This is a genomic window from Rhodococcus sp. PD04, from assembly GCF_035918275.1.
In the GTDB taxonomy this organism is placed as follows: domain Bacteria; phylum Actinomycetota; class Actinomycetes; order Mycobacteriales; family Mycobacteriaceae; genus Rhodococcus; species Rhodococcus rhodochrous.
Genome location: NZ_CP142143.1, coordinates 1105224 through 1124691 on the forward strand (window position 1 = coordinate 1105224; position 19468 = coordinate 1124691).

At 69.0% G+C, this 19468-nt stretch carries 17 protein-coding genes and 1 tRNA gene; 12 read left to right on the forward strand and 6 right to left on the reverse strand.

All coding sequences use genetic code 11. The annotated features are described in order from the left end of the window. Positions 1-102: 102 nt before the first annotated feature. From U9J23_RS05245 to U9J23_RS05255, 3 genes are all read left to right on the forward strand, one after another. Positions 103-175, forward strand: a tRNA-Ala gene (locus U9J23_RS05245). Between the two features lie 101 nt (positions 176-276). Further along, positions 277-420 carry a hypothetical protein gene (locus U9J23_RS05250; RefSeq protein WP_153811617.1) on the forward strand — a complete coding sequence of 48 codons (144 nt, stop codon included), beginning with the start codon at positions 277-279 and terminating at the stop codon, positions 418-420. Positions 421-562: 142 nt separating this feature from the next. Then, positions 563-1411: an SDR family oxidoreductase gene (locus U9J23_RS05255; protein WP_059381670.1), complete on the forward strand. Its 849-nt coding sequence runs from the start codon at positions 563-565 to the stop codon at positions 1409-1411. 45 nt (positions 1412-1456) lie between these two features. Here U9J23_RS05255 and U9J23_RS05260 read toward each other — a convergent pair whose 3' ends face one another. Next, complete coding sequence (locus U9J23_RS05260) at positions 1457-1924, reverse strand: FABP family protein (RefSeq protein WP_145708460.1); 468 nt, start codon at positions 1922-1924, stop codon at positions 1457-1459. A 105-nt stretch (positions 1925-2029) separates the two neighbouring features. Between U9J23_RS05260 and arcA the strand changes: the two genes are divergently transcribed. After that, complete coding sequence (arcA, locus tag U9J23_RS05265) at positions 2030-3241, forward strand: arginine deiminase (protein WP_326601724.1); 1212 nt, start codon at positions 2030-2032, stop codon at positions 3239-3241. Positions 3242-3247: 6 nt separating this feature from the next. On the opposite strand, the gene arsC is transcribed toward arcA, so the two are convergent. Further along, complete coding sequence (gene arsC / locus U9J23_RS05270) at positions 3248-3595, reverse strand: arsenate reductase (glutaredoxin) (RefSeq protein ID WP_085468971.1); 348 nt, start codon at positions 3593-3595, stop codon at positions 3248-3250. A 151-nt stretch (positions 3596-3746) separates the two neighbouring features. Here arsC and mscL point away from each other — a divergent pair, with 151 nt between their 5' ends. The 5 genes from mscL (at position 3747) to U9J23_RS05295 (ending at position 7628) form a co-directional block, all read left to right on the forward strand. After that, entirely contained in the window at positions 3747-4196 is a 450-nt protein-coding gene (gene mscL, locus U9J23_RS05275) for a large conductance mechanosensitive channel protein MscL (RefSeq protein ID WP_059381667.1), read from the forward strand. Positions 4197-4208: 12 nt separating this feature from the next. Continuing rightward, complete coding sequence (locus tag U9J23_RS05280; protein ID WP_060652127.1) at positions 4209-4571, forward strand: GntR family transcriptional regulator; 363 nt, start codon at positions 4209-4211, stop codon at positions 4569-4571. Positions 4572-4685: 114 nt separating this feature from the next. Next, entirely contained in the window at positions 4686-6296 is a 1611-nt protein-coding gene (locus tag U9J23_RS05285) for a BCCT family transporter (protein WP_230823572.1), read from the forward strand. After that, positions 6293-6739 (forward strand): hypothetical protein, encoded by a 447-nt coding sequence (locus U9J23_RS05290; protein WP_326601732.1) that lies wholly within the window; start codon positions 6293-6295, stop codon positions 6737-6739. The genes U9J23_RS05285 and U9J23_RS05290 overlap by 4 nt, the downstream gene beginning before the upstream one ends. 88 nt (positions 6740-6827) lie before the next feature. Continuing rightward, the gene (locus tag U9J23_RS05295; RefSeq protein WP_326601734.1) at positions 6828-7628 is read left to right on the forward strand and encodes a T3SS (YopN, CesT) and YbjN peptide-binding chaperone 1; all 801 of its coding nucleotides are present in this window, start codon (positions 6828-6830) and stop codon (positions 7626-7628) included. A 31-nt stretch (positions 7629-7659) separates the two neighbouring features. Here the strand turns inward: U9J23_RS05295 and U9J23_RS05300 are convergent, their stop codons facing one another. Further along, on the reverse strand, positions 7660-9237 hold the full coding sequence (locus U9J23_RS05300; protein WP_442802267.1) for a dolichyl-phosphate-mannose--protein mannosyltransferase: 1578 nt from the start codon (positions 9235-9237) through the stop codon (positions 7660-7662). Positions 9238-9260: 23 nt separating this feature from the next. Here U9J23_RS05300 and rsmI point away from each other — a divergent pair, with 23 nt between their 5' ends. The 3 genes from rsmI (at position 9261) to U9J23_RS05315 (ending at position 15986) form a co-directional block, all read left to right on the forward strand. After that, positions 9261-10148 carry a 16S rRNA (cytidine(1402)-2'-O)-methyltransferase gene (gene rsmI / locus U9J23_RS05305; protein WP_326601736.1) on the forward strand — a complete coding sequence of 296 codons (888 nt, stop codon included), beginning with the start codon at positions 9261-9263 and terminating at the stop codon, positions 10146-10148. A gap of 168 nt (positions 10149-10316) precedes the next feature. Beyond that, positions 10317-11723, forward strand: a complete 1407-nt coding sequence (locus tag U9J23_RS05310; RefSeq protein ID WP_059381660.1) for an alanine/glycine:cation symporter family protein — start codon at positions 10317-10319, stop codon at positions 11721-11723. Positions 11724-12011: 288 nt separating this feature from the next. After that, positions 12012-15986, forward strand: a complete 3975-nt coding sequence (locus tag U9J23_RS05315; RefSeq protein WP_326601739.1) for an nSTAND1 domain-containing NTPase — start codon at positions 12012-12014, stop codon at positions 15984-15986. Here the strand turns inward: U9J23_RS05315 and U9J23_RS05320 are convergent. Genes U9J23_RS05320 through U9J23_RS05330 form a run of 3 tightly spaced genes read right to left on the reverse strand, consistent with a single transcriptional unit; the run spans position 15950 to position 19350 of the window. Then, positions 15950-17278, reverse strand: coding sequence for an aminodeoxychorismate synthase component I (locus U9J23_RS05320; RefSeq protein WP_106200498.1), 1329 nt, complete (start codon positions 17276-17278; stop codon positions 15950-15952). The two genes, U9J23_RS05315 and U9J23_RS05320, sit on opposite strands and share 37 nt — an antisense overlap. Positions 17279-17290: 12 nt before the next feature. Continuing rightward, on the reverse strand, positions 17291-18175 hold the full coding sequence (locus tag U9J23_RS05325; protein WP_326601741.1) for an RNA polymerase sigma-70 factor: 885 nt from the start codon (positions 18173-18175) through the stop codon (positions 17291-17293). After that, a complete protein-coding gene (locus U9J23_RS05330) occupies positions 18172-19350 on the reverse strand; it encodes an NAD(P)/FAD-dependent oxidoreductase (RefSeq protein ID WP_326601743.1) in 1179 nt (392 codons plus the stop codon). Before U9J23_RS05330 ends, U9J23_RS05325 begins: the two co-directional genes overlap by 4 nt. Positions 19351-19468: the final 118 nt, after the last annotated feature.

Below are 19468 nucleotides of genomic sequence, written 5' to 3' on the forward strand. Positions count from 1 at the left end.
GGAGCAGGCCGTGAAATCGTCCGTCACCTGCGTCGACACTCCGATTTCGTGATGAACGGGGTGGTTTGCTAGAGTTTGCGAGTCGGTTCCCTCGGAACCTACGGGGCTGTGGCGCAGTTGGTAGCGCGCTTCGTTCGCATCGAAGAGGTCAGGGGTTCGATTCCCCTCAGCTCCACCCCCGAAAGCCCCGCCCTCGGCGGGGCTTTCGTCGTATGCGGAGGCATTCGCTGGCGGGTCCACGCCGAACCCGGCAGACTGTGTGTCATGGACCACAGGATGAGTGATGACGAGTTGCGTCGGGCGATCCGGGTACTGCGCGAGCGCGCCGATCTCGCGCGCAGCGAGAATCGCCACGACGATGTCGAGATGATCGAGCGCACGATTCGGCAATACCAGGAGGAGATGGCACAGCGGCTCTGAGTTCCGTCCCCGGAGTGGAACACGAACACTCCGGCCCACAAGTCGCTTCGCGCAGACACACAAGTCGCTTCGCTCCGGCGCATCCGGTTCGTCCGTGGCGCGCCGGAGCGTCGTGTCGTCACGGCGACGTTAGGGTGTCGCCATGGCGATCACCGACCTGCGCGGAACCAAATTCCTTGTGACCGGCGCGGCCAGCGGAATCGGCCGCGCCCTGGCCCATGCCGCTTCCGAACGCGGGGCCCGGCTGGTGCTCACCGACCTGCAGGAGGAGGCCCTCGACGAGGTCGTCCGCAGCGTTCGTGAACGCGGCGGCACCGTCCTGCACTCGGCCGCCCTCGACATCTCCGACTACGAGGCCGTCACAGCCTTCGCCCGCGACGTGCACGAGGCGTGCGGGTCGCTCGACATCGTCGCCAACGTCGCCGGAGTATCGGTGTGGGGCACCGTCGACCGGCTGAAGCACGAGCACTGGAAGCTCATGGTGGACGTCAACCTCATGGGGCCCATCCACGTCATCGAGAACTTCGTACCGGCGATGATCGAGGCCGGTCGCGGCGGGCACATCGTCAACGTCTCCTCTGCCGCCGGGCTGCTCGCCCTGCCGTGGCATGCCGCCTACAGCGCAAGCAAGTTCGGTCTGCGCGGGGTATCGGAGGTGCTGCGGTTCGACCTCAAGCGCGACGGCATCGGTGTCTCGCTCGTCGTCCCGGGGGCCGTGCGCACACCGCTCGTCGACACCGTGCAGATCGTCGGCGTCGACCGCGACCGCCCCGAGGTCCGCAAGCTCACCCAACGGTTCGTCCGGCACGCCGCGACGCCCGAGAAGGTGGCCGAGCGCATCGTCGCCGGCATCCTGAAGAACCGCTTCATGGTCTACACGTCGTTCGACACCAGGTTCGGTTACTGGTGGGCGCGTAAGTTCGCACCGCCCTACAACCTGGTCATGCAGGCCGCCAACGACTACTTCCGTCGCGTCGTCGGCACCAAGTGATTTCGGTGGATCCGACCCCGCTGAGCGGGGCCGGATCCACTGAACTCACTCCGACGCGCGGTGCAGCTCAGCGTGCAGGTGGTGCGTCAGCGGGGTGTCGGCGTGGGCCATCCAGAAGTCGTAGACCAGCGTGTCGCCGTCGACCTCGAAACGCCGCCGGACCTCGTGCACGGGTTTGGCCTCGGGCGAGCGCTCCAGGGTGAGGGTGGTGAAGTCCAGCACGCCGCCGGCCGGACTGGCCCGCTGGATCTCGACGAACCCGGTGGGCTGCGAGACGAGCAGTTCGACGTCGTCGCCGCTGCGACGCAGGTAGCCGTTCTCCGTGTGCAGCGGGCGTCCCTCGGTCCGGTGCCGCGTACGGCTGACGTACATCAGGAACGGCTTGCCGGGGATGGTGGCGAACTCGATCGTCTCGTCGTACGCGAAGTCGTCGATGGTGGGGTAGTGGCCGTCGCCACCTCCGGTCCAGCGCCCGGCGAACGGTGCCAGGCACCCGAGCGGGTCGTCGGCCATGAAATCTCCCTCGTGTTCTCGGATCGGTGTGTTCTTCGCAATCGTTGTCGCCGTACTCGACGTGCCTGACCCGGCTGCCGCCGTTCTGCGCGATACCGTGAGCATATGAGTCATCGCTGGGGTGTCGAGTCCGAAGTCGGTGAACTCCGCGCCGTGATGCTGCACCGGCCCGGTGCCGAACTCGAACGCCTCACGCCCCGCAACAACGACCAGCTGCTCTTCGACGCCCTGCCGTGGGTGGCGCGCGCCCAGGAGGAGCACGACGCCTTCGCCGACCTGCTGCGCAGCCGCGGGGTCGAGGTGTTCCTGCTGGCGGACCTGCTCACCGAGACACTCGAGGCCAGCGGCGCCGCGCGGGTGCAGAGCGTGTCGTCGGCCGTCGACGCACAGCGTCTCGGTCATGCGCTCGCGGAGGAGCTGACGGGCCATCTGCGTGCCCTGCCCGCTGCCGAGCTCGCCCGGATCCTCATCGCGGGCATGACCTTCGACGAGCTGCCCGCGGTGGGCAGCGGCGCGGCCCCGTCCCTCGTGCGGCTGATGCACCACGGTTCCGATTTCGCGATCGCCCCGCTGCCGAACCTGCTCTTCACGCGCGATTCGTCGTTCTGGATCGGGTCACGCGTCGCGATCCCCAATCTGGCCTTGCCCGCACGCCGTCGCGAGACCAGCCTCACCGACCTCATCTACGCCTTCCATCCGCAGTTCCTCCACGTGCGCCGCGCGTACGAATCGCACACCGCGCCCGTCGAGGGCGGCGACGTGTTGCTCCTCGCGCCCGGCGTCGTCGCCGTGGGGGTGGGGGAGAGGACCAGTCCGGCCGGTGCGGAAGCGTTGGCGCGCAGCGCCTTCGACGACGGGCTCGCGCACACCGTGCTGGCGGTGCCGATCGAGCAGCGACGGGCGTCGATGCACCTCGACACCGTGTGCACGATGGTCGACGTCGACGCGGTGGTGATGTACCCGGCGATCCGGGACAGCCTCCAGGCGTTCGCCATCCACCGCGAGAACGGCGCGGTGCAGATCTCGGGGCCGCGCCCCTTCCTCGAGGCCGCCGCCGATGCGATGGGGATCGAGAAACTGCGCGTCATCGACACCGGTCTGGATTCCGTTGTCGCCGAGCGTGAGCAGTGGGACGACGGGAACAACACGCTGGCCGTGGCGCCCGGCGTCGTCGTCGCGTACGAACGCAATGTCGAGACGAACACCCGCCTCGAGGACTCGGGGGTCGAAGTGCTGCGGATCGCCGGGTCGGAACTCGGTTCCGGCCGCGGCGGTCCGCGATGCATGTCGTGCCCGCTCTCGCGGGCGGCCCTGTAGCTGCCGTCAGAGGATCTCGCGCACCTTGTCGACCGGACGCGCGAGCACGGTGCCCTTGTCGGTGACGACCAGCGGACGTTCGATGAGGATCGGGTTCGCGACCATCGCGTCGAGCAGTTCGTCCTCGGACGCCTCGGCGAGGTTCAGCTCCTTGTAGAGCGATTCCTTCTTCCGGATCGCCTGGCTCGGTGTGAGACCTGCCGCATCGAGCAGCGACCGCAGCTCGTCGCGAGACGGCGGAGTCTCGAGATATTTGATGACCGTGGGTTCGAGTCCGTTCTCCTTCAGCAGCGCCAAAGTGTTGCGTGACGTGCTGCAGCGCGGGTTGTGATAGATCGTCGCCGTGGTTGCCATGGCCCGATTCTGCCCTGACGCAGTCCGTACTCAGGTGCCACCCGCGGCCGTGTTGCCCGATTCGTCCCTGTTGAAGCTGCTGGGAAGCGTTATTACGATTTTCGCGCCCTGAAGTTTTTCGAATTCTCTCTCAGAAAAGGCACGGAGCACGATGCTCAAAGGTTTCAAGGATTTCCTGCTGCGCGGAAACGTCGTCGAACTCGCCGTCGCAGTGGTCGTCGGCGCGGCGTTCACGTCCATCGTCACGGCGTTCACCGATCACATCGTGAACCCGCTGGTCGCCGCGGTGGGTGGCGACAACGAGATGGGCTTCGGCTTCCGCCTGCTCTCGTCGAACGACGCGACCTTCGTCAACCTCGGTGCCGTCATCTCCGCGGCGATCAACTTCTTCATCATCGCCGCCGTCGTCTACTTCGTGCTCATCGTGCCGGTCAATGCCGCCAAGGCCCGCTTCGCGCCGGAGAAGGAGCCCGAGGACGAGCCGCTGAGCGAGACCGATCTGCTCATCCAGATCCGCGACCTGCTCGAGACCGGCAGCTACAACCACGCCCCTGCCGACGCGCCCTCGGCCGAAGCGCCCGTCAAGGTCACCGAGCGCTGATAACCTGCGAGAATGCTCGACCTCACCATCGATCCCGACTCGCCCGTCCCGCCGTTCGAGCAACTGCGCCGGCGCATCGTCGAGCTGGTACACGATGGTGAGCTGATCGCAGGTTCGAAGCTGCCCACCGTCCGGGGCCTCGCCGACACCCTCGGCATCGCACCGAACACGGTCGCCAAGACCTATCGGGAACTCGAGAAGCTGGGCGTGCTCGAGGCCCGCGGGCGGGCTGGGACGTTCGTCGCCGACACGGGCGATCCCACCCGCACGCGGGCCCAGCGATCCACCAACGAGTACGTCGCGGAGGTGAGGGCACTCGGGATGTCCGACGAGGAGATCCTCGAATTCGTCTCGGCCGCCCTGCGGGCGGGCTGACCTGCCCATCTGCAGGATCGCGCAGAGTATGCATGTCGCGTCCGAAATGTGATGGTTTTCTCGGGTTCGGCGATTCCGCTCCGCAGGCGCCCGAAACTTGCAAGGTTTGTTCGCATGAACGTCCCTGGTGATCGGCCCGGGTCCGAGGAGATCGACGAGGTCTCGGGCGCCGGTGTTTCTGAAGTAGCCGCGTCCGCGGCGCATCCGCCGCAGACCGACAAGGTGGTCTTCGGAGTCGCTGCCGCGCTGGTGGCGGCGATCGTGGTGTGGGGTCTGGCCGCCACCGAGAACTTCGGGACCGTCACCGGGAACATCCTCGACTGGATCGTCGTCGAGTTCGGTTGGTTGTTCGTGCTCACGGCGAGCGGATTCGTGTTCTTCGCGCTCTGGCTGGCGGTGAGCCGATACGGCCGCATCCCGCTCGGCAAGGACGACGAGAAGCCGGAGTTCCGCACCGTCAGCTGGATCTCGATGATGTTCGCCGCCGGTATGGGCATCGGCCTGATGTTCTTCGGTGTCGCCGAACCGCTCTCGCACTTCGTCGAGCCACCACCGGGCAGCAACGGCGGCACCGGCGTCGCGATGGCGACCTCGATGTTCCACTGGAGCCTGCATCCCTGGGCGATCTACGCCGTGGTGGGTCTGGCCATCGCGTACGGCACCTTCCGCAAGGGTCGCAAGCAGCTCATCAGCTCGGCGTTCATCCCGCTGCTGGGACGCCGGGCCGAAGGTCCGCTCGGCAAGGTCATCGACATCCTCGCCCTGTTCGCGACCCTGTTCGGCACCGCGGCGTCGCTCGGCCTGGGCGCGCTGCAGATCGGCTCGGGTTTCGAGGTCACCGGCTGGCTCGAGACGGCCGGCGTGATGCTGCTCGTCGCGATCGTCGCACTGCTCACGCTCGCGTTCATCGCGTCCGCGGTCACGGGTGTCGCCAAGGGCATCCAGTACCTGTCGAACATCAACATGGTGCTCGCCGCGATCCTGGCGATGTTCGTGTTCGTGCTCGGACCCACCGTCTTCATCCTCAACCTCGTGCCCACCACCCTCGGTGCCTACGCCGCGGAGTTCGCCCGCATGTCGGCGCGCACGGCCGCCTCCAACGAGGCCGCAGGTGAGTGGCTGTCGAGCTGGACGATCTTCTACTGGGCGTGGTGGGTCTCGTGGGCGCCCTTCGTCGGTATGTTCCTCGCCCGCATCAGCCGCGGCCGCACCATCCGCGAGTTCATCGTCGGCGTCATCCTCGTCCCGAGCCTCGTCAGCCTCATCTGGTTCTCGGTGTTCGGCGGCGCAGGTATCGGACAGCAACTGGACGGCCTGGACATCGCGGGTGCCGACAGCGTCGAAGGGCAGCTGTTCGGGGTGCTCGGCAACCTCCCGCTCACCGGCATCGCCACGGTCGTCGCGATGCTCCTCATCGCCATCTTCTTCATCTCCGGAGCGGACTCCGCGTCGATGGTGATGGGCAGCCTCAGTCAACGCGGCACCCTCGCGCCGAATCGTGGCGTCGTGGTCTTCTGGGGCGGACTCACCGGCGGTGTCGCGGCACTGCTGCTGTGGAGCGGCGGCGAGGAAGCCCTCAACGCCCTGCAGACGATGACGATCATCGCCGCGGCCCCCTTCCTTCTGGTGATGATCGGCCTGTGCGTGTCGCTGTACCGGGATCTGCAGCGCGACCCCCTGATCACGGGCGGGCGCAGGAAACGGACACTGCGCAAGGTCGAATGACCGAACGGTCCCGCATCGAGGGCGTCGAGTTCCTGCTCGACGTCCTCGATCCGTGTCCGGGCACGTCCGTCCTCGCGATCGACGCCGGGTCTGCCTCCGCCGTGGTCGCCGAGCACGTCGGCCCCCACGGCCGCGTGCGCGTGGCACCCTCGGTGACCCGCGCCCACGAGTTCGCGCAGCGGGAGAAGTTCGACCGCATCTACGCACTCGACATCCCCGACCTCCGCGAGGACACCGCCGCCGCGGCCGCCCTCGCGCCGCTGCTGACCGACGACGGACAACTGTGGGTGATCGACGGGGCGGGGCCGGGGGAGGACACCGGAACCGTCTCGATGACGGTGAGCACCGTTCTCGCACGGGCAGGATTCGCGATCGTCGACATCCTCGAACGTGGGTCGCGGGTCGCGGTGTGGGCGGCGGCCGGACGACGGCATCACGGGTGACACACGACGCCGCGTGCCTGCGGTGAGTTGTCGCCCACCCCGAGTACGGTGTCGCCTGCCCGGCAGTTGCTCTTCGAGAGGAGTGCGCGTGACCGACACCGACCGATTCGACGAGGCCCTCGACCGCGACTGGGCCCGTTACGCCTCGCAGCTGGCCCGGCGCATCTCCGAACTCACCGGATCCGACGCCTTCGAACTGCACGCCGAGACCGCCTCGGGGCCCGCGGCCTGCGTACGGGTGCTCGCGAGCGCCGGCGGACACGCCACGATCGAGGTCACCGGATCCGAGCCGGTCACACGGCCTGTGTCCGAGGCCGACATGCTCGCCCGGCACATCGTGTCGGTATTGCGCGGTCGCGGGAAGGTGCCGCATCCGGCCTTCCTGCAGGCACACCCGCCCTCAGCGCTCGGCGACCTCCGCGAACGTGTGAGCGATGCGCTCGCGCACGCCCTCGGGCGTCCCGTGCCGGTCGACGCCGACGGCGATTTCGTCGTGGTCCTCGACTCCCAGGTGGTCTTCGTTGTGATCGACGACGACGGCAGCATCAGGCTGTGGGCCCCGCTGCTGCACGCGATCCCCGAGGACGACAACCCGGGAGCCGCACCCGCCGGCGGTCGCAGCCACGCGCTGGCCGAGCTCACCGAACTGAACCGGACGTGGCCGCACATCAAGGTGGTGCTCGTCGAGGACCGGCTCGTCGCCACCGTCGATCTGCTCGGCGATCCGTTCGTGCCCCGCCACCTGTCCGAGCTGCTCCAGCGACTCAAGGGCTTCCTCACGGTCGTCGACGAGAGATTCGCGCGCCGCTTCGACGGCGTCCGCTACGGCTCCGACAGGGACCGCGACGTGGAGCTGCCCGAGGGCAGCGTGCTCGACGAACCCAACTGAGCTCTCCTCGGAACGAGCGACTGCGCTCCGCTCAGCGCCAGCTGGGGAGCCACAGCTGGTCGTTCCAGTGCTCCGGGGTGATCGGCAGCGCCGTGAGGATCGGCCACAACCACACGAAGTTCGCGATGACGAGCCCGACGTACAGGCACACCACGAGCAGCCCGGTCGTGCGCCGTTCCGTCGAGGCGTGCGGCGACCCGAGGATGTCGCCGATCACCAGCGCGACACCCATCACCAGGAACGGCGCCATCGGCACCGCGTAGAAGTAGTACATCTGCCGGTCGAGGCTCGCGAACCACGGGAGGATCCCCGCGCCGTATGCGGTGAGCACCGCGGCCCACCGCCAGTCGCGGCGGACGAGCAGCTGCCACAGTCCCCATCCGAGCACCGGCACCGACACCCACCACAGTGCCGGCGTTCCGATCAGCATCACGGCCTTGACGCACTGCTCGGCGTCGCATCCGCTGATCCGCTCGCCGTCGGCGAAGTAGTACAGCATCGGACGCAGGCCCATCGGCCACGTCCACGGCTTCGATTCCCAGGGATGCTGGTTGCCGGCCGAATTCGTCAGGCCGGAGTGGAACTCGAGGACGCTCGCGCTGTAGTACCAGAGCGATCGCAGCGCGTCGGGCACGAACGAGAACATCCCGTCGTGGCCGATCCGCGAGCCGACCGCGTGACGGTAGACGCCGGTCTCGCTTGCGAACCACGCCCAGTAGGTCGACAGGTACACCCCGAGCGGGACGAGCACGAGGGCGTACAACGCCGGGCCGATGTCGCGCAGGGCCGTCCCGACCCACGGTCGCTGCACCCGGTACGCGCGACGCGTCGCAAGATCGAAGGCCACGGACATCAGCCCGAAGAACGCGATGAAGTACAGACCCGACCACTTGGTGCCCACCGCGAGACCCAGCAGGATGCCCGCGCCGAAGCGCCACCAGCGCACACCGAAACGCGGACCCCACACGCTGTCGAGGACACGGCCCTCGGCGTGCACCTTCGCCATGCGGGCACGTACGTCGTCGCGATCGACGATCAGGCAACCGAAGGCGGCGACGACGAAGACCGCCTGGAAGATGTCGAGCATGCCGAGGCGGGACGACACGAAGGTCACCCCGTCGACGACGAGCAGCAGACCGGCGATCGCGCCGAGCATCGTCGAGCGGGTCAGCCGCCGCACGATCCGCACGACCAGCAGGACGAGCACGACGCCGGCCGCCGCGGCCGAGAAACGCCAACCCCACGCGGTGTAGCCGAACAGTGCCTCGCCGAGCGCGATCATCTGTTTGCCGACGGGCGGATGCACGACGAGCCCGTAGCCGGGGTTGTCCTCGATCCAGCCGCCGGTGAGCACCTGCCAGCCCTGCGGTGCGTAGTGCTTCTCGTCGAACACCGGTGTCTTCGCATCGGTGGGGTAGTTGAGCATCGTGAACCGCGTGATCGCAGCGAGCGCCGTGACGAAGGCGGTGACGATCCAGCCACGCGCCCGATCTCCGGGGAGGGGCTCGGGTCCGGGCACCAACGGGCCGGGACCGATGAGGCGACGATCCTGCGCTGCCGACGGACCACGGCCGGGGGCCTGTGAAGGGCTGCGGTCCGTCACGGTCACGTTCCGATCGTAGGCTGAGCCGTATGCAGGCAGCCAAACCGGTCCAGGGCGCGAATCCGGGAGAGGGCCGGCTCGTGCTGGCCGCCACTCCGATGGGAGATATCGGTGACGCCTCGGCGCGTCTCCGCGACGCCCTCGGCACCGCCGACGTCATCGCCGCCGAGGACACCCGGCGCACCAAGGCACTCGCCGCGGCGCTCGGCGTCACCATCACCGGGCGGGTCGTGAGTTTCTACGACCAGGTCGAGGTGTCGCGGCTGCCGGGCCTGGTCACCGACATCGAGGAGGGCCGCACCGTCCTGCTCGTCACCGACGCGGGCATGCCGTCGGTGAGCGATCCCGGCTACCGGCTCGTCGCGGCGTGCGTCGAGGCCGGTCTGCCGGTGACCTGCCTGCCCGGTCCGTCGGCCGTCACCACTGCCCTCGCCCTGTCGGGCCTGCCCGTCGAGCGGTTCTGCTTCGACGGGTTCCCACCCCGCAAGCCGGGCCAGCGACGCGCGTATTTCGGAACGCTCGTCCACGAGCCTCGCGCCGTGGTGTTCTTCGAGGCACCGCACCGGCTCGCGGCGTGTCTGGCCGACGCCGTCGACGTGCTCGGCGGTGACCGTCGCGCCGCCGTCTGCCGCGAGCTCACCAAGACCTACGAGGAAGTGCGCCGCGGCACGCTTGCCGAACTCGCCGAGTGGGCCGTCGAGGGCGCGCGCGGTGAGATGACCGTGGTGCTCGAAGGAGCGGTTGCCGTGGCCACCGACCCCGTCGACCTCGTCGACGAGGTGGAACGGAAGGTCGAGGACGGGATGCGGCTGAAGGACGCCTGCGCCGTCGTCGCCGAAGCGGCGTCGAAGTCGTCCGGTGCGACGGTCTCGAAGCGCGAACTGTACGACGCGGTGCTGGAAGCGCGTCGCGACTGACGAGGCCTGCCGCCCACCGATCGAGAAGAACGCATATCGGACGCGCCGCGGGGTCCGGGGACACTGCGTGCCACGGAAGCCTAGACTCTGCCGGGTCCCGAGCGCAGACGTCACCGGCACCGGCCGGTCGGACGCTGTCGGGGGCTTCGGACGATCAGGAGGACGCGGATGGATTCGGTGAACGATTTCCTCGTCGAGGTGGGTGGGGTGGTGTGGGGGCCGTACCTGCTCATCCCGCTGCTGTTGGGTACGGGCCTTGTGCTCACGGTTCGACTGAAGGGCATCCAGTTCCGCAAGCTGTGGCCCGCGCTGCGGCTGGGTCTGATCACCCGCCACGATCCCGGAGCCACCGAAGGGGACATCTCCCAGTACCAGGCGTTGACCACCGCGCTCGCCGCGACGGTGGGCGTGGGCAACATCGCCGGTGTCGGCACCGCGATCTACTTCGGCGGGCCCGGCGCGCTGTTCTGGATGTGGGTCACCGGCCTGGTCGGCATGGCCAGCAAGTACTCCGAGGCGTTCCTCGGCGTGAAGTACCGCACGACCGACGCCAAGGGTGAGCAGAGCGGTGGTCCGCAGTACTACCTCGCCCGCGCCATCCCCAACAAGGCCGGTCTCGTCCTGAGCCTGCTGTTCGCGGTGTTCGCCGTGCTCGCCAGCTTCGGCATCGGCAACATGACCCAGGCCAACACCGTCGCCACCCAGCTCGACGGCACCTTCGGTGTGCCCACCTGGCTCAGTGGCATCGTGATGACCGTGCTCGCCGCGGCAGTCCTGCTCGGCGGCATCAAGTCCATCGGCAGGGTCACCGCCGGCTTCGTGCCCGCGATGATCCTCCTCTACGTCGGCGCCGGCATCATCGTTCTCGCTGTCAACTTCACGCAGATCCCCGACGCCTTCGCGCTCATCTTCACCGATGCCTTCACCGGCACGGCGGCCACCGGCGGCTTCATCGGATCGGTCTTCATGATCGCTCTGCGCTACGGCGTGGCCCGCGGCATCTTCTCGAACGAGTCGGGCATGGGCAGCGCGGCGATCGCCGCCGCGGCCGCCCAGACCACCCACCCGGTGCGTCAGGGCCTGGTGTCGATGACCCAGACGTTCATCGACACGATCATCGTCGTCACCTTCACCGGTCTGGTCATCATCACGACCGGAGCCTGGGAGTCCGGCGAGCAGGGCGCCGCGATGACATCGGCCGGCTTCGCCGACGGCCTCGGTGGGGACTGGGGTCACTGGATCGTTGCCATCTCGGTCGTCTTCTTCGCCTTCTCGACGATCCTCGGCTGGTCGTACTACGGCGAGCGGTGCGTCGAGCGTCTCGTCGGTCGCCGCGGCGTGGTGCCCTACCGCGCGATCTTCGTGGTCGTGGTGTTCATCGGTGCCACCACCCAGCTCGAGGTGGTCTGGAACTTCTCGGACGTGATGAACGGCCTCATGGCCCTGCCGAACCTGATCGGTCTGCTGGTGCTGTCGGGTCTGATCGCGCGGGAGACGAAGGCCTACCTCGATCGCGACCCGTACCTGCTGAACGGCCCCGTCGTCGCGACGGACGATCCCGACACCGTCAAGTAACCGGAAGAAACGGGAAAGGGCCCCGCAATGCGGGGCCCTCGAACGTCTGCGGAGCGTGCCTCCACGCCGACCCGGAACTACCCCTCGTCAGTCCCTATCGGCGTGGAGGCCCCCGCCCCACACTGCAAGGCCGAACCTTGCGTGGTCACCACTCTTCCCCGCCTTTGATGGGGACGAAAAATACCGACCGGCGCGGAACCGGTATCATCCCTGCTCAGACGTGGTGAGGAATTTTTCCGCAGCGGATGTTTGCAGGCGGGGAACGGGAGCACGAAGGGCGCGGAACGGATGTCAGAGACCGGCGGAAAGCCTGGTTCGGCGCAGCGTCAGTTCTTCGCCGACCAACTGCGGATGCTGTTCGCCGCAGCCGGTCGCCCCGCCCTCAAGAAGGTCGTCTCGGATGCCGCGACCGTCGCCCGGGCGGTGGGCAGCGACCGGACCGTCTCCGTCCAGCGGGTCAGCGACTGGCGCAGCGGCAACCGGATGCCGGCCAACTTCGAGTCGGTGCATCCGGTGCTCGTGGTCCTCATCCGCGCGGCGCGGGAGCTCAACGCCGAACCGCCGGCCCCCGGTCTGTACTCCCTGAAGCAGTGGGAGAACTGGTGGAAGGCCGCGCGCGGCCAGGCGAACGCTCCGCGCACCAAGGAATCGGCATCGGTATCGGTGCCGCCCGGGATCCGTCCTTACAAGGGACTCGCCTCCTATCGGCAGAACGACGCCCGGTTGTTCTTCGGGCGCGCCCAGAGCGTGCGGACCCTCGCCGACGTGGTGACGGCCTCCCACGGGCAGGGCCCGGTCGTGGTGACCGGTGCCTCCGGCGTCGGCAAGTCCTCGCTAGTGCAGGCCGGTCTCATTCCGCAGCTGTGTTCCGCGCCGGACTGCCACCCGGTGGTCCTCACCCCCGGCACCGACCCGGTGGCACGACTCGTCGACGCGCTCCCCGAACTGGCCGACGTCGACGACCCCGCCGACCACACCGCCGTCCACGCGGCCCTGCGTGCCGCGACCTCCCGTACGTCGTCGTCCTTACTGCTGATCGTCGTCGACCAGATCGAGGAACTGTTCACCCAGTGCAGCGACGTCGCTCTGCGCACCGAGTTCCTCACCCTGCTCGAGACGGCGTCGACCGGTTCGGACGGCGACGCGCCCGCCCTCGTCGTCGCGACGATGCGGTCGGACTTCTACGACCAGGCAGTGGCCACCCCCGTGCTCGCCCGGGCCCTCGAACGGCGGACCAAGACCGTCCAGCCCCTCGACCGCGACGATCTCGTCGAGGTCATCACCGCGCCCGCCAAACTCGTGGGGGTCCGCCTCGAACCCGGTCTCGTCGACCTCATCCTCCACGACCTCACCGGACTGGCCGATGGTGAGATCAGCGGCACCGAGCTTCCCCTGCTGTCCCACCTGCTCGACTCCCTGTGGGACAAGCGCAGCGGGGGCACGCTCACCGTCGCCGCCTACCGCGCGACCGGCGGGGTCCGCGGATCCGTCGCCGCCGGCGCCGAACGGGCGTGGGAGAGTCTCGCCGACGATTCCGACCGTGCCCGTGCCCGCTCGATGCTCGTCCACCTGGTGTACGTCACCACGACCGGCACGGACGTCAAGATCGCGCGGTCGCTGAAGGAACTGCTGGCGGTGGGCGGGGAGGATCGCGACGCGTCGAAGCGCGTCCTCGACCATTTCGTGTCGGCACGTGTGCTCGTCGTCGACGCCGATTATGTCGAACTCATCCACGATGCGGTGATCGACGCGTGGCCCCGACTCAAGTCCTGGATCCAGCAGGACCGCGCCGGTGCCGCCCTGCGACAGCAGATCGAGGCCGACGCGTCGACCTGGCTCGGCTCCGGACGCAACCGCGAGTTGCTCTACCAGCGCGGACGCATGGACGTCGTGTCCGAGCAGAATCCGCACCTCGCCATGGCGGGCACCCCCGAGGACCGGCGCGGGCCGGTCGCGCTCAGTCCCACCGCGGTGGCCTTCCTCGACGCCTCCCGCCGGCAGATCGCCCGCGAGACCCGGACCCGGCGGGTCGGCATCGCCGCGATGGCGCTGTCCACGATCATCGCGTTCGTCATGACCGGACTGGCCTGGGACGCGAAGAGCCGGGCCGAGACGGCACGGAGCACCGCGCAGTTCCAGCAGATCGTCGCGCTGTCCGACTCCCTGCGGGACGAGGACCCCACGATCTCGGCGAACCTGGCGCTCGTCGCGGCCGAACTCCAGCCCGACAGCCCGGTCGCGTACTCGAGGCTCATCGCCAGCCAGGCCGTGCCCCTCGCCTACACACTGAGCGGACACACGGGGCCGGTCTACGGCGTCGTCGTTTCCCCCGACGGGTCCACCCTCGCGTCGGCGAGCGACGACGGCACCGTCCGCCTGTGGGCACTCGACGGCGACGAACCGTCCGCCGTGGGCGAGCCGTTGCAGTTGTCGTCGAAGTACATGGCGTCCGTCTCGTTCAGCCCCGACGGCCGTTTCCTCGCGATCGGGGCAGGTGACGGCGGTGTGTGGATCTACGACGCGTCCGACCGTGCCGCGCCGCGCGTGGTGCTCGACCGGCAGGTCTACGCCGACGGCGCCGTGCACAACGTGCGGTATTCACCCAACGGGCGGGTGCTCGCCGTGCCCTACGACGACGGGCACGTCGCACTCGTCGACACCTCCGATCCCGGATCGGGCCGGTTCCCCGTCACCCTGGTCGACGAGCACGACGGTGGTGTGCGGACGGTGGCCTTCCGTCCCGGCGGGCAGGTCCTCGCCACGTCCAGCGACGACCGCACCGTCCGGCTGTGGGACGTGAGCACGCCCTCGCGGCCGGTGCCGCTCGGCGAGCCGCTCACCGGTTTCGGCGACGTGGCCCATTCGGTGAGCTTCAACGGCGACGGCACGATCCTCGCGGCGAGCAGCGACGACGGTGTGCTGCACCTGTTCGACACCACCGATCCGCGCGCGGCCCGCCCGCTGGGGGTGCCGACGAACGCCCACACCGGGGGTGTCTGGAACATCGCGTTCCTCCCCGACGGACGCACGCTGGCGAGCGCGTCGTGGGACGGCACCGCGAAACTGTGGGACGTCGACCCGTCGACGCGAACCCTCGACGAGATCGGCCCGCCGCTGACCGGGCACGGAGGCGGTGTCCCGACGCTCGCGGTGAGCCCGACCGGAACCACCGTCGTCACCGGCGGACAGGATTCCAACGTCCGGGTGTGGACGATGCCCCGGACCAGGGTGGCGGTGGCCGACGGTGCGCTGACCAGGCCGGCGATCGATCGTGCCGGTGCCCTCGTCGCGACCGGCAGCTACGGACCGGATGTCACGCTCTGGCGGGTGGGTCAGGGCGGCGACTGGAACCGCGCCGGTGGGATCGCGTTGCCGCGTCCGCTCGGTGGTGCGTACGTGTGTGCGCTCTCGCCGTCGGGCACGATCCTGGCCACGGCACCGACGTCCGGCGGCAGCGTGCAACTGTGGGACGTGCGCGATCCGGCGACCCCGAAGCCGTTCGGCGATCCGGTGCCGCTCGACACGAGGTTCACCTCCGCCCTGGCGTTCGGACCCGACGGCACGACCCTCGTGACCGGCGCCGACGACTTCTCGGTGCAGTTGTGGGACATCGCGGATCCTGCCGAACCGGTGCCGTGGGGCCGGCCGCTGACGGGACCGAAGAATCTCGTGCGCAGTGCCGCCATCAGCCCCGACGGCCGAAGTCTCGTGGTCACGAGCGCCGACAGCGAGATCTACGCCTGGGACGTGACCGATCCACGCTCCCCGCGGCGGGTGAACGTCTCGGACGGGCACTCCACCGGAGTGAACACCGTGGCCTTCGGTGGATCGAGCGATGTGCTGGTGACCGGCGGGGACGACCACGACGTGGTGGTCTGGGACCGCACCGAGTCCGGTGACTTCGTCGCCCGCGAGACCAGGTTGAGCGGCCACACCGGCACGGTCTACTCCGTCTCCATCACCCCCGACGGCACCCGCGCGGTCAGCGGCAGCGACGACGGCACCGTCCGTCTGTGGGACGTCGCCGACCCGGGCGGCATGCACGAGATCGGTGGCCCGGTCACCGACATGGGAACGGGACGATGGCAGGTGACCTTCGCGCCCGACGGCACCATCGTCGCCGCCGGTGGCGACGGTCTGCTCCGCACATGGGGGCTCGATGCCGATGCCGTCGTGGCCCGCATCTGCCGTTCCACCTCGGTGCGACTCGAGGAGGTCCTCGACCGTTACGAGTTGCCGTCGCCTCCCGACGAGGTGTGCTGAACGGCTGCCCGCGCGTCGCCGAGCGTGAGGATGCTGGCGGCCTTGTCGAGGCATTCCTGCCATTCCGCGTCGGGATCGGAGTCGATGGTGATGCCGCCTCCCACACCGAGCGCACACACGCCGTTGCCGCTGTCGTCGTGCCCGAACTCGACGGTGCGGATCGCGACGTTCAGTTCGGTGCCGGCGATCGGGCTCGACATGCCGACGGTGCCGCAGTAGACACCTCGCGCGGAACCCTCCCACCTGGTGAGCAGCGTCCGGGCGCGGAGTTTCGGGCAGCCCGTGACCGATGCGGGCGGGAACGCCGCGTCGAGCACATCGGCGACCGTCACACCCGGTCGCCGCTCCGCCGCGACGGTGGACACCAGATGCCACACGCCGGGTGCGGGACGCACGGTCAGAAGATCCTCGACCCGCACCGAACCGGTCTCGGCGACGCGGCCGAGATCGTTGCGGACGAGATCGACGATCATCACGTTCTCGGCGACGTCCTTGACCGATGCCCGTAGCCCGGCGGGGTCGGCGGAGAGGGGGAGGGTTCCCTTGATCGGACTCGACCGCAGCGTGTCGCCGTGGAGGGAGACGAACAGTTCGGGCGAGAGCGACGCGACTGCACCCCACGATCCCTGCAGGTAGGCGGCGCGCGCAGGGGCCGTCCGGGAGATCCCGTCGGCGAAGAACGCCAGCGGATCGCCGTCCCATCGGCCGGTGAACCGCGTGCACACGCACGCCTGGTACACCTCGCCGGCGCGGATCGCGTCGAGACAGCGTTCGACGCCGCGACGGTGCTCGTCGCGCGATGGTGGTGTCCAGTCGATGTGCCAGTCCGTGGCGTTCGTCGACTCTGTGGCGTTCGTCGGCGGGGCGGCGGTCGACGGTGAATCGAGGACCGCCGCGGCGAGATCGTCGGGAAAGGGTGCGGTACCGAGGGTCTCGTACCACCAGCACCCGTCGGCGTCGAGACGCAGGACGGTGTCGGTCCACCCGCTCGCGGCGAGGGGCAGCGCGGGTCGGTCCGGGATGCGATCCGGGTAGGCGAGATAACCGATGCGTCCGCCTCCGATGAGCGGCCGGTCGTCACCCCCGGGTTCGGGCGCGTCCGCGGGGAGGGAGAAGACCTCCGCCGGTGGGACGGATTCGACGGACACGGACGGGACGAGCACGGCTGCCGCCCCGAACCATTCGCCCGACAGTGCCGCCGGGGCGGGGATCGCGAGGATCCTGGCGCGTTCTGCGAGTGCACCGAGCACGCGATCGACGGTGCCGCCGCGGCCGAGTCGTTCCATCCGCATGGCGTCAGCTTGTCATGCCTGTTCGGAAGCATCGGGACGAGCCCGGAGATGCGCGAGCTTGTCGGGATTGCGGACCACGTAGACGCCGGTGATCAGGTGGTCGTCGATCTCGAGGTGCAGCACCATGTCGAGGACACCGGCCGAGTAGACGAGGAAACCGGGCATCGAGTTCACCACGGCCGGCTCGATGATCATGTCGGGCAGCGGATGCCGGACCAGTCCGAGGAACAGGCGGGCGACCTTCGCGGAGCCGAAGACCGGAACCCGGGCCGCATTGACCTTGCCGCCACCGTCGGCGAGGTACCGCACGTCGGGGGCGAGCAGCGACAACAGTCCGTCGAGATCGCCGGTGGTGGCCGCGGTGAGGAACGCCGCGACCACCCGCTCGGTCTCATCGCCTGCGGGAGTGAAACGTCGCTGCCCGGCGTGGACGTGCTCGCGGGCGCGGTGCGCGATCTGCCGCACGGCACCCTCCGTGCGGTCGACCGTCTCGGCGATGCGCCGGTACTCGAAACCGAACACCTCGCGCATCACGAAGACCGTGCGTTCGACGGGTGTCAACGTCTCGAGAACCAGGAGCATCGCCGTGGAGACGGACTCGGCGAGTTCGACCTCGTCGGCTGCGTCGGGAGATGTGAGGATCGGCTCGGGCAGCCACGGCCCGACATAGTCCTCCCGGCGGCGCTGCGCCGACCGCAGCGAGTTCAGCGCCTGACGCGTCACGATCTGCGCCGCGTAGGCCCGTGGATTGTCGACGGACTCGGTGTCGGTGCCGGCCCAGCGGATGTAGCTCTCCTGCAGGACATCTTCGCTGTCGGCGACGCTGCCGGTGATCTCGTAGGCGATCGAGAACAGCAGTCCCCGGTGCTCGGTGAAGACATCCTCGCCGGTCGTCATACGTGCGCCTTCTCCCGTGCGGCGGTGTCGGGTCCGCGTCGGGTCGGCAGGGAACGTCCGCGCGCCTGCTGCTGCATGCTGTGGATGGTCCCACGAACGACGGCTTCCTTCACCGGTGCTGCGAGCCGTCCGCGCACGGCCCACCTCGACGGGGTGTCGTCGCGTGCCGACAACTGCACGACGCCGCGATCGCGGCCGAGGGAGATGCAGGTCGAGACGAAGCCGAGCGACAGCGGCGCCGGCTCGCGTCCCTGCAGTAGCTGCCACATTGTGTCGGCGCCGTGGCTGCCGAGCGGCATCGCGGCCTGGCAGCTCATGCGCAGGTGGTCGTTGCCCTCCACCGCCACGGCGTCGCCCACGCCGACGATCGGCATGCTGTCGCCCACTCCGACGATCGGCGTGCCGTCGACCGCCTGCAGGGTGTCGCGCACCCGGAGACGACCGTGCTCGTCGACCGGCAGTCCGCTGCGACGGGCCAGGTCGGGTACGGAGAATCCTGCTGTGCGCACCACGAGAGTCGCGGGGATCTCGGCGCCGTCGTCGAGGGCGACCGAACCGTCGTCGACGCGGGTGACCCGCCGTCCCGACAGGACCTCCACACCCAGTTCGTCGAGCCGGCGGCGGATGTAGCGCTGCGTGTTCGCGGGAAAACCCGCGCCCGGATCTCCGACGAGGACGTGGGTGTGCCGCGGATGCGACTGTGCGAGTTCGGTGACGGTCTCGAGGCCGGTGAGTCCGCCACCGATCACGACGACGGAGGTGTGATCGTCCGCCTGGAGAAGCGCATCGTGCAGAGCCGTGGCGGAGTCGAGGTCGGCGACGGCGAACGTCTTCTCCGCACCGGGGATCGTGTCGGAACCCGAGGTGCTGCCGACGGCGTAGACCACCGCGTCGCACCGCAGGACGGTCCCGTCGGCGAGGGACACCGCGTGCGGCTCGATCCGTACGGCCGAGCCGACGTGCAGCGTCGCTCGCGGGTGCAGGAGATCGGACAGTTCGTGTGTGGCGGTTCCGGATCCGGCCGCCACCTGGTGGAGCCGGACGCGTTCGACGAAGACCGGTCGCGGGTTCACGACGGTGACCGCCACCCCGGGATGTTCGGCGAGCAAGCGGTTCGCGGTCATCACTCCGGCGTAGCCCGCCCCTACGACCACCACATGGAATTGCGTCGTCATCGCTCTGTTCCCTTCGCTTGTCGGAAGTGGTGTCACCGATAGGACACCGCTCGTGGCGGGGATGTGACACGACGCCGAGACGAATTCCTGCGACGCCCGCCTCCAGCTGCTTACCCCG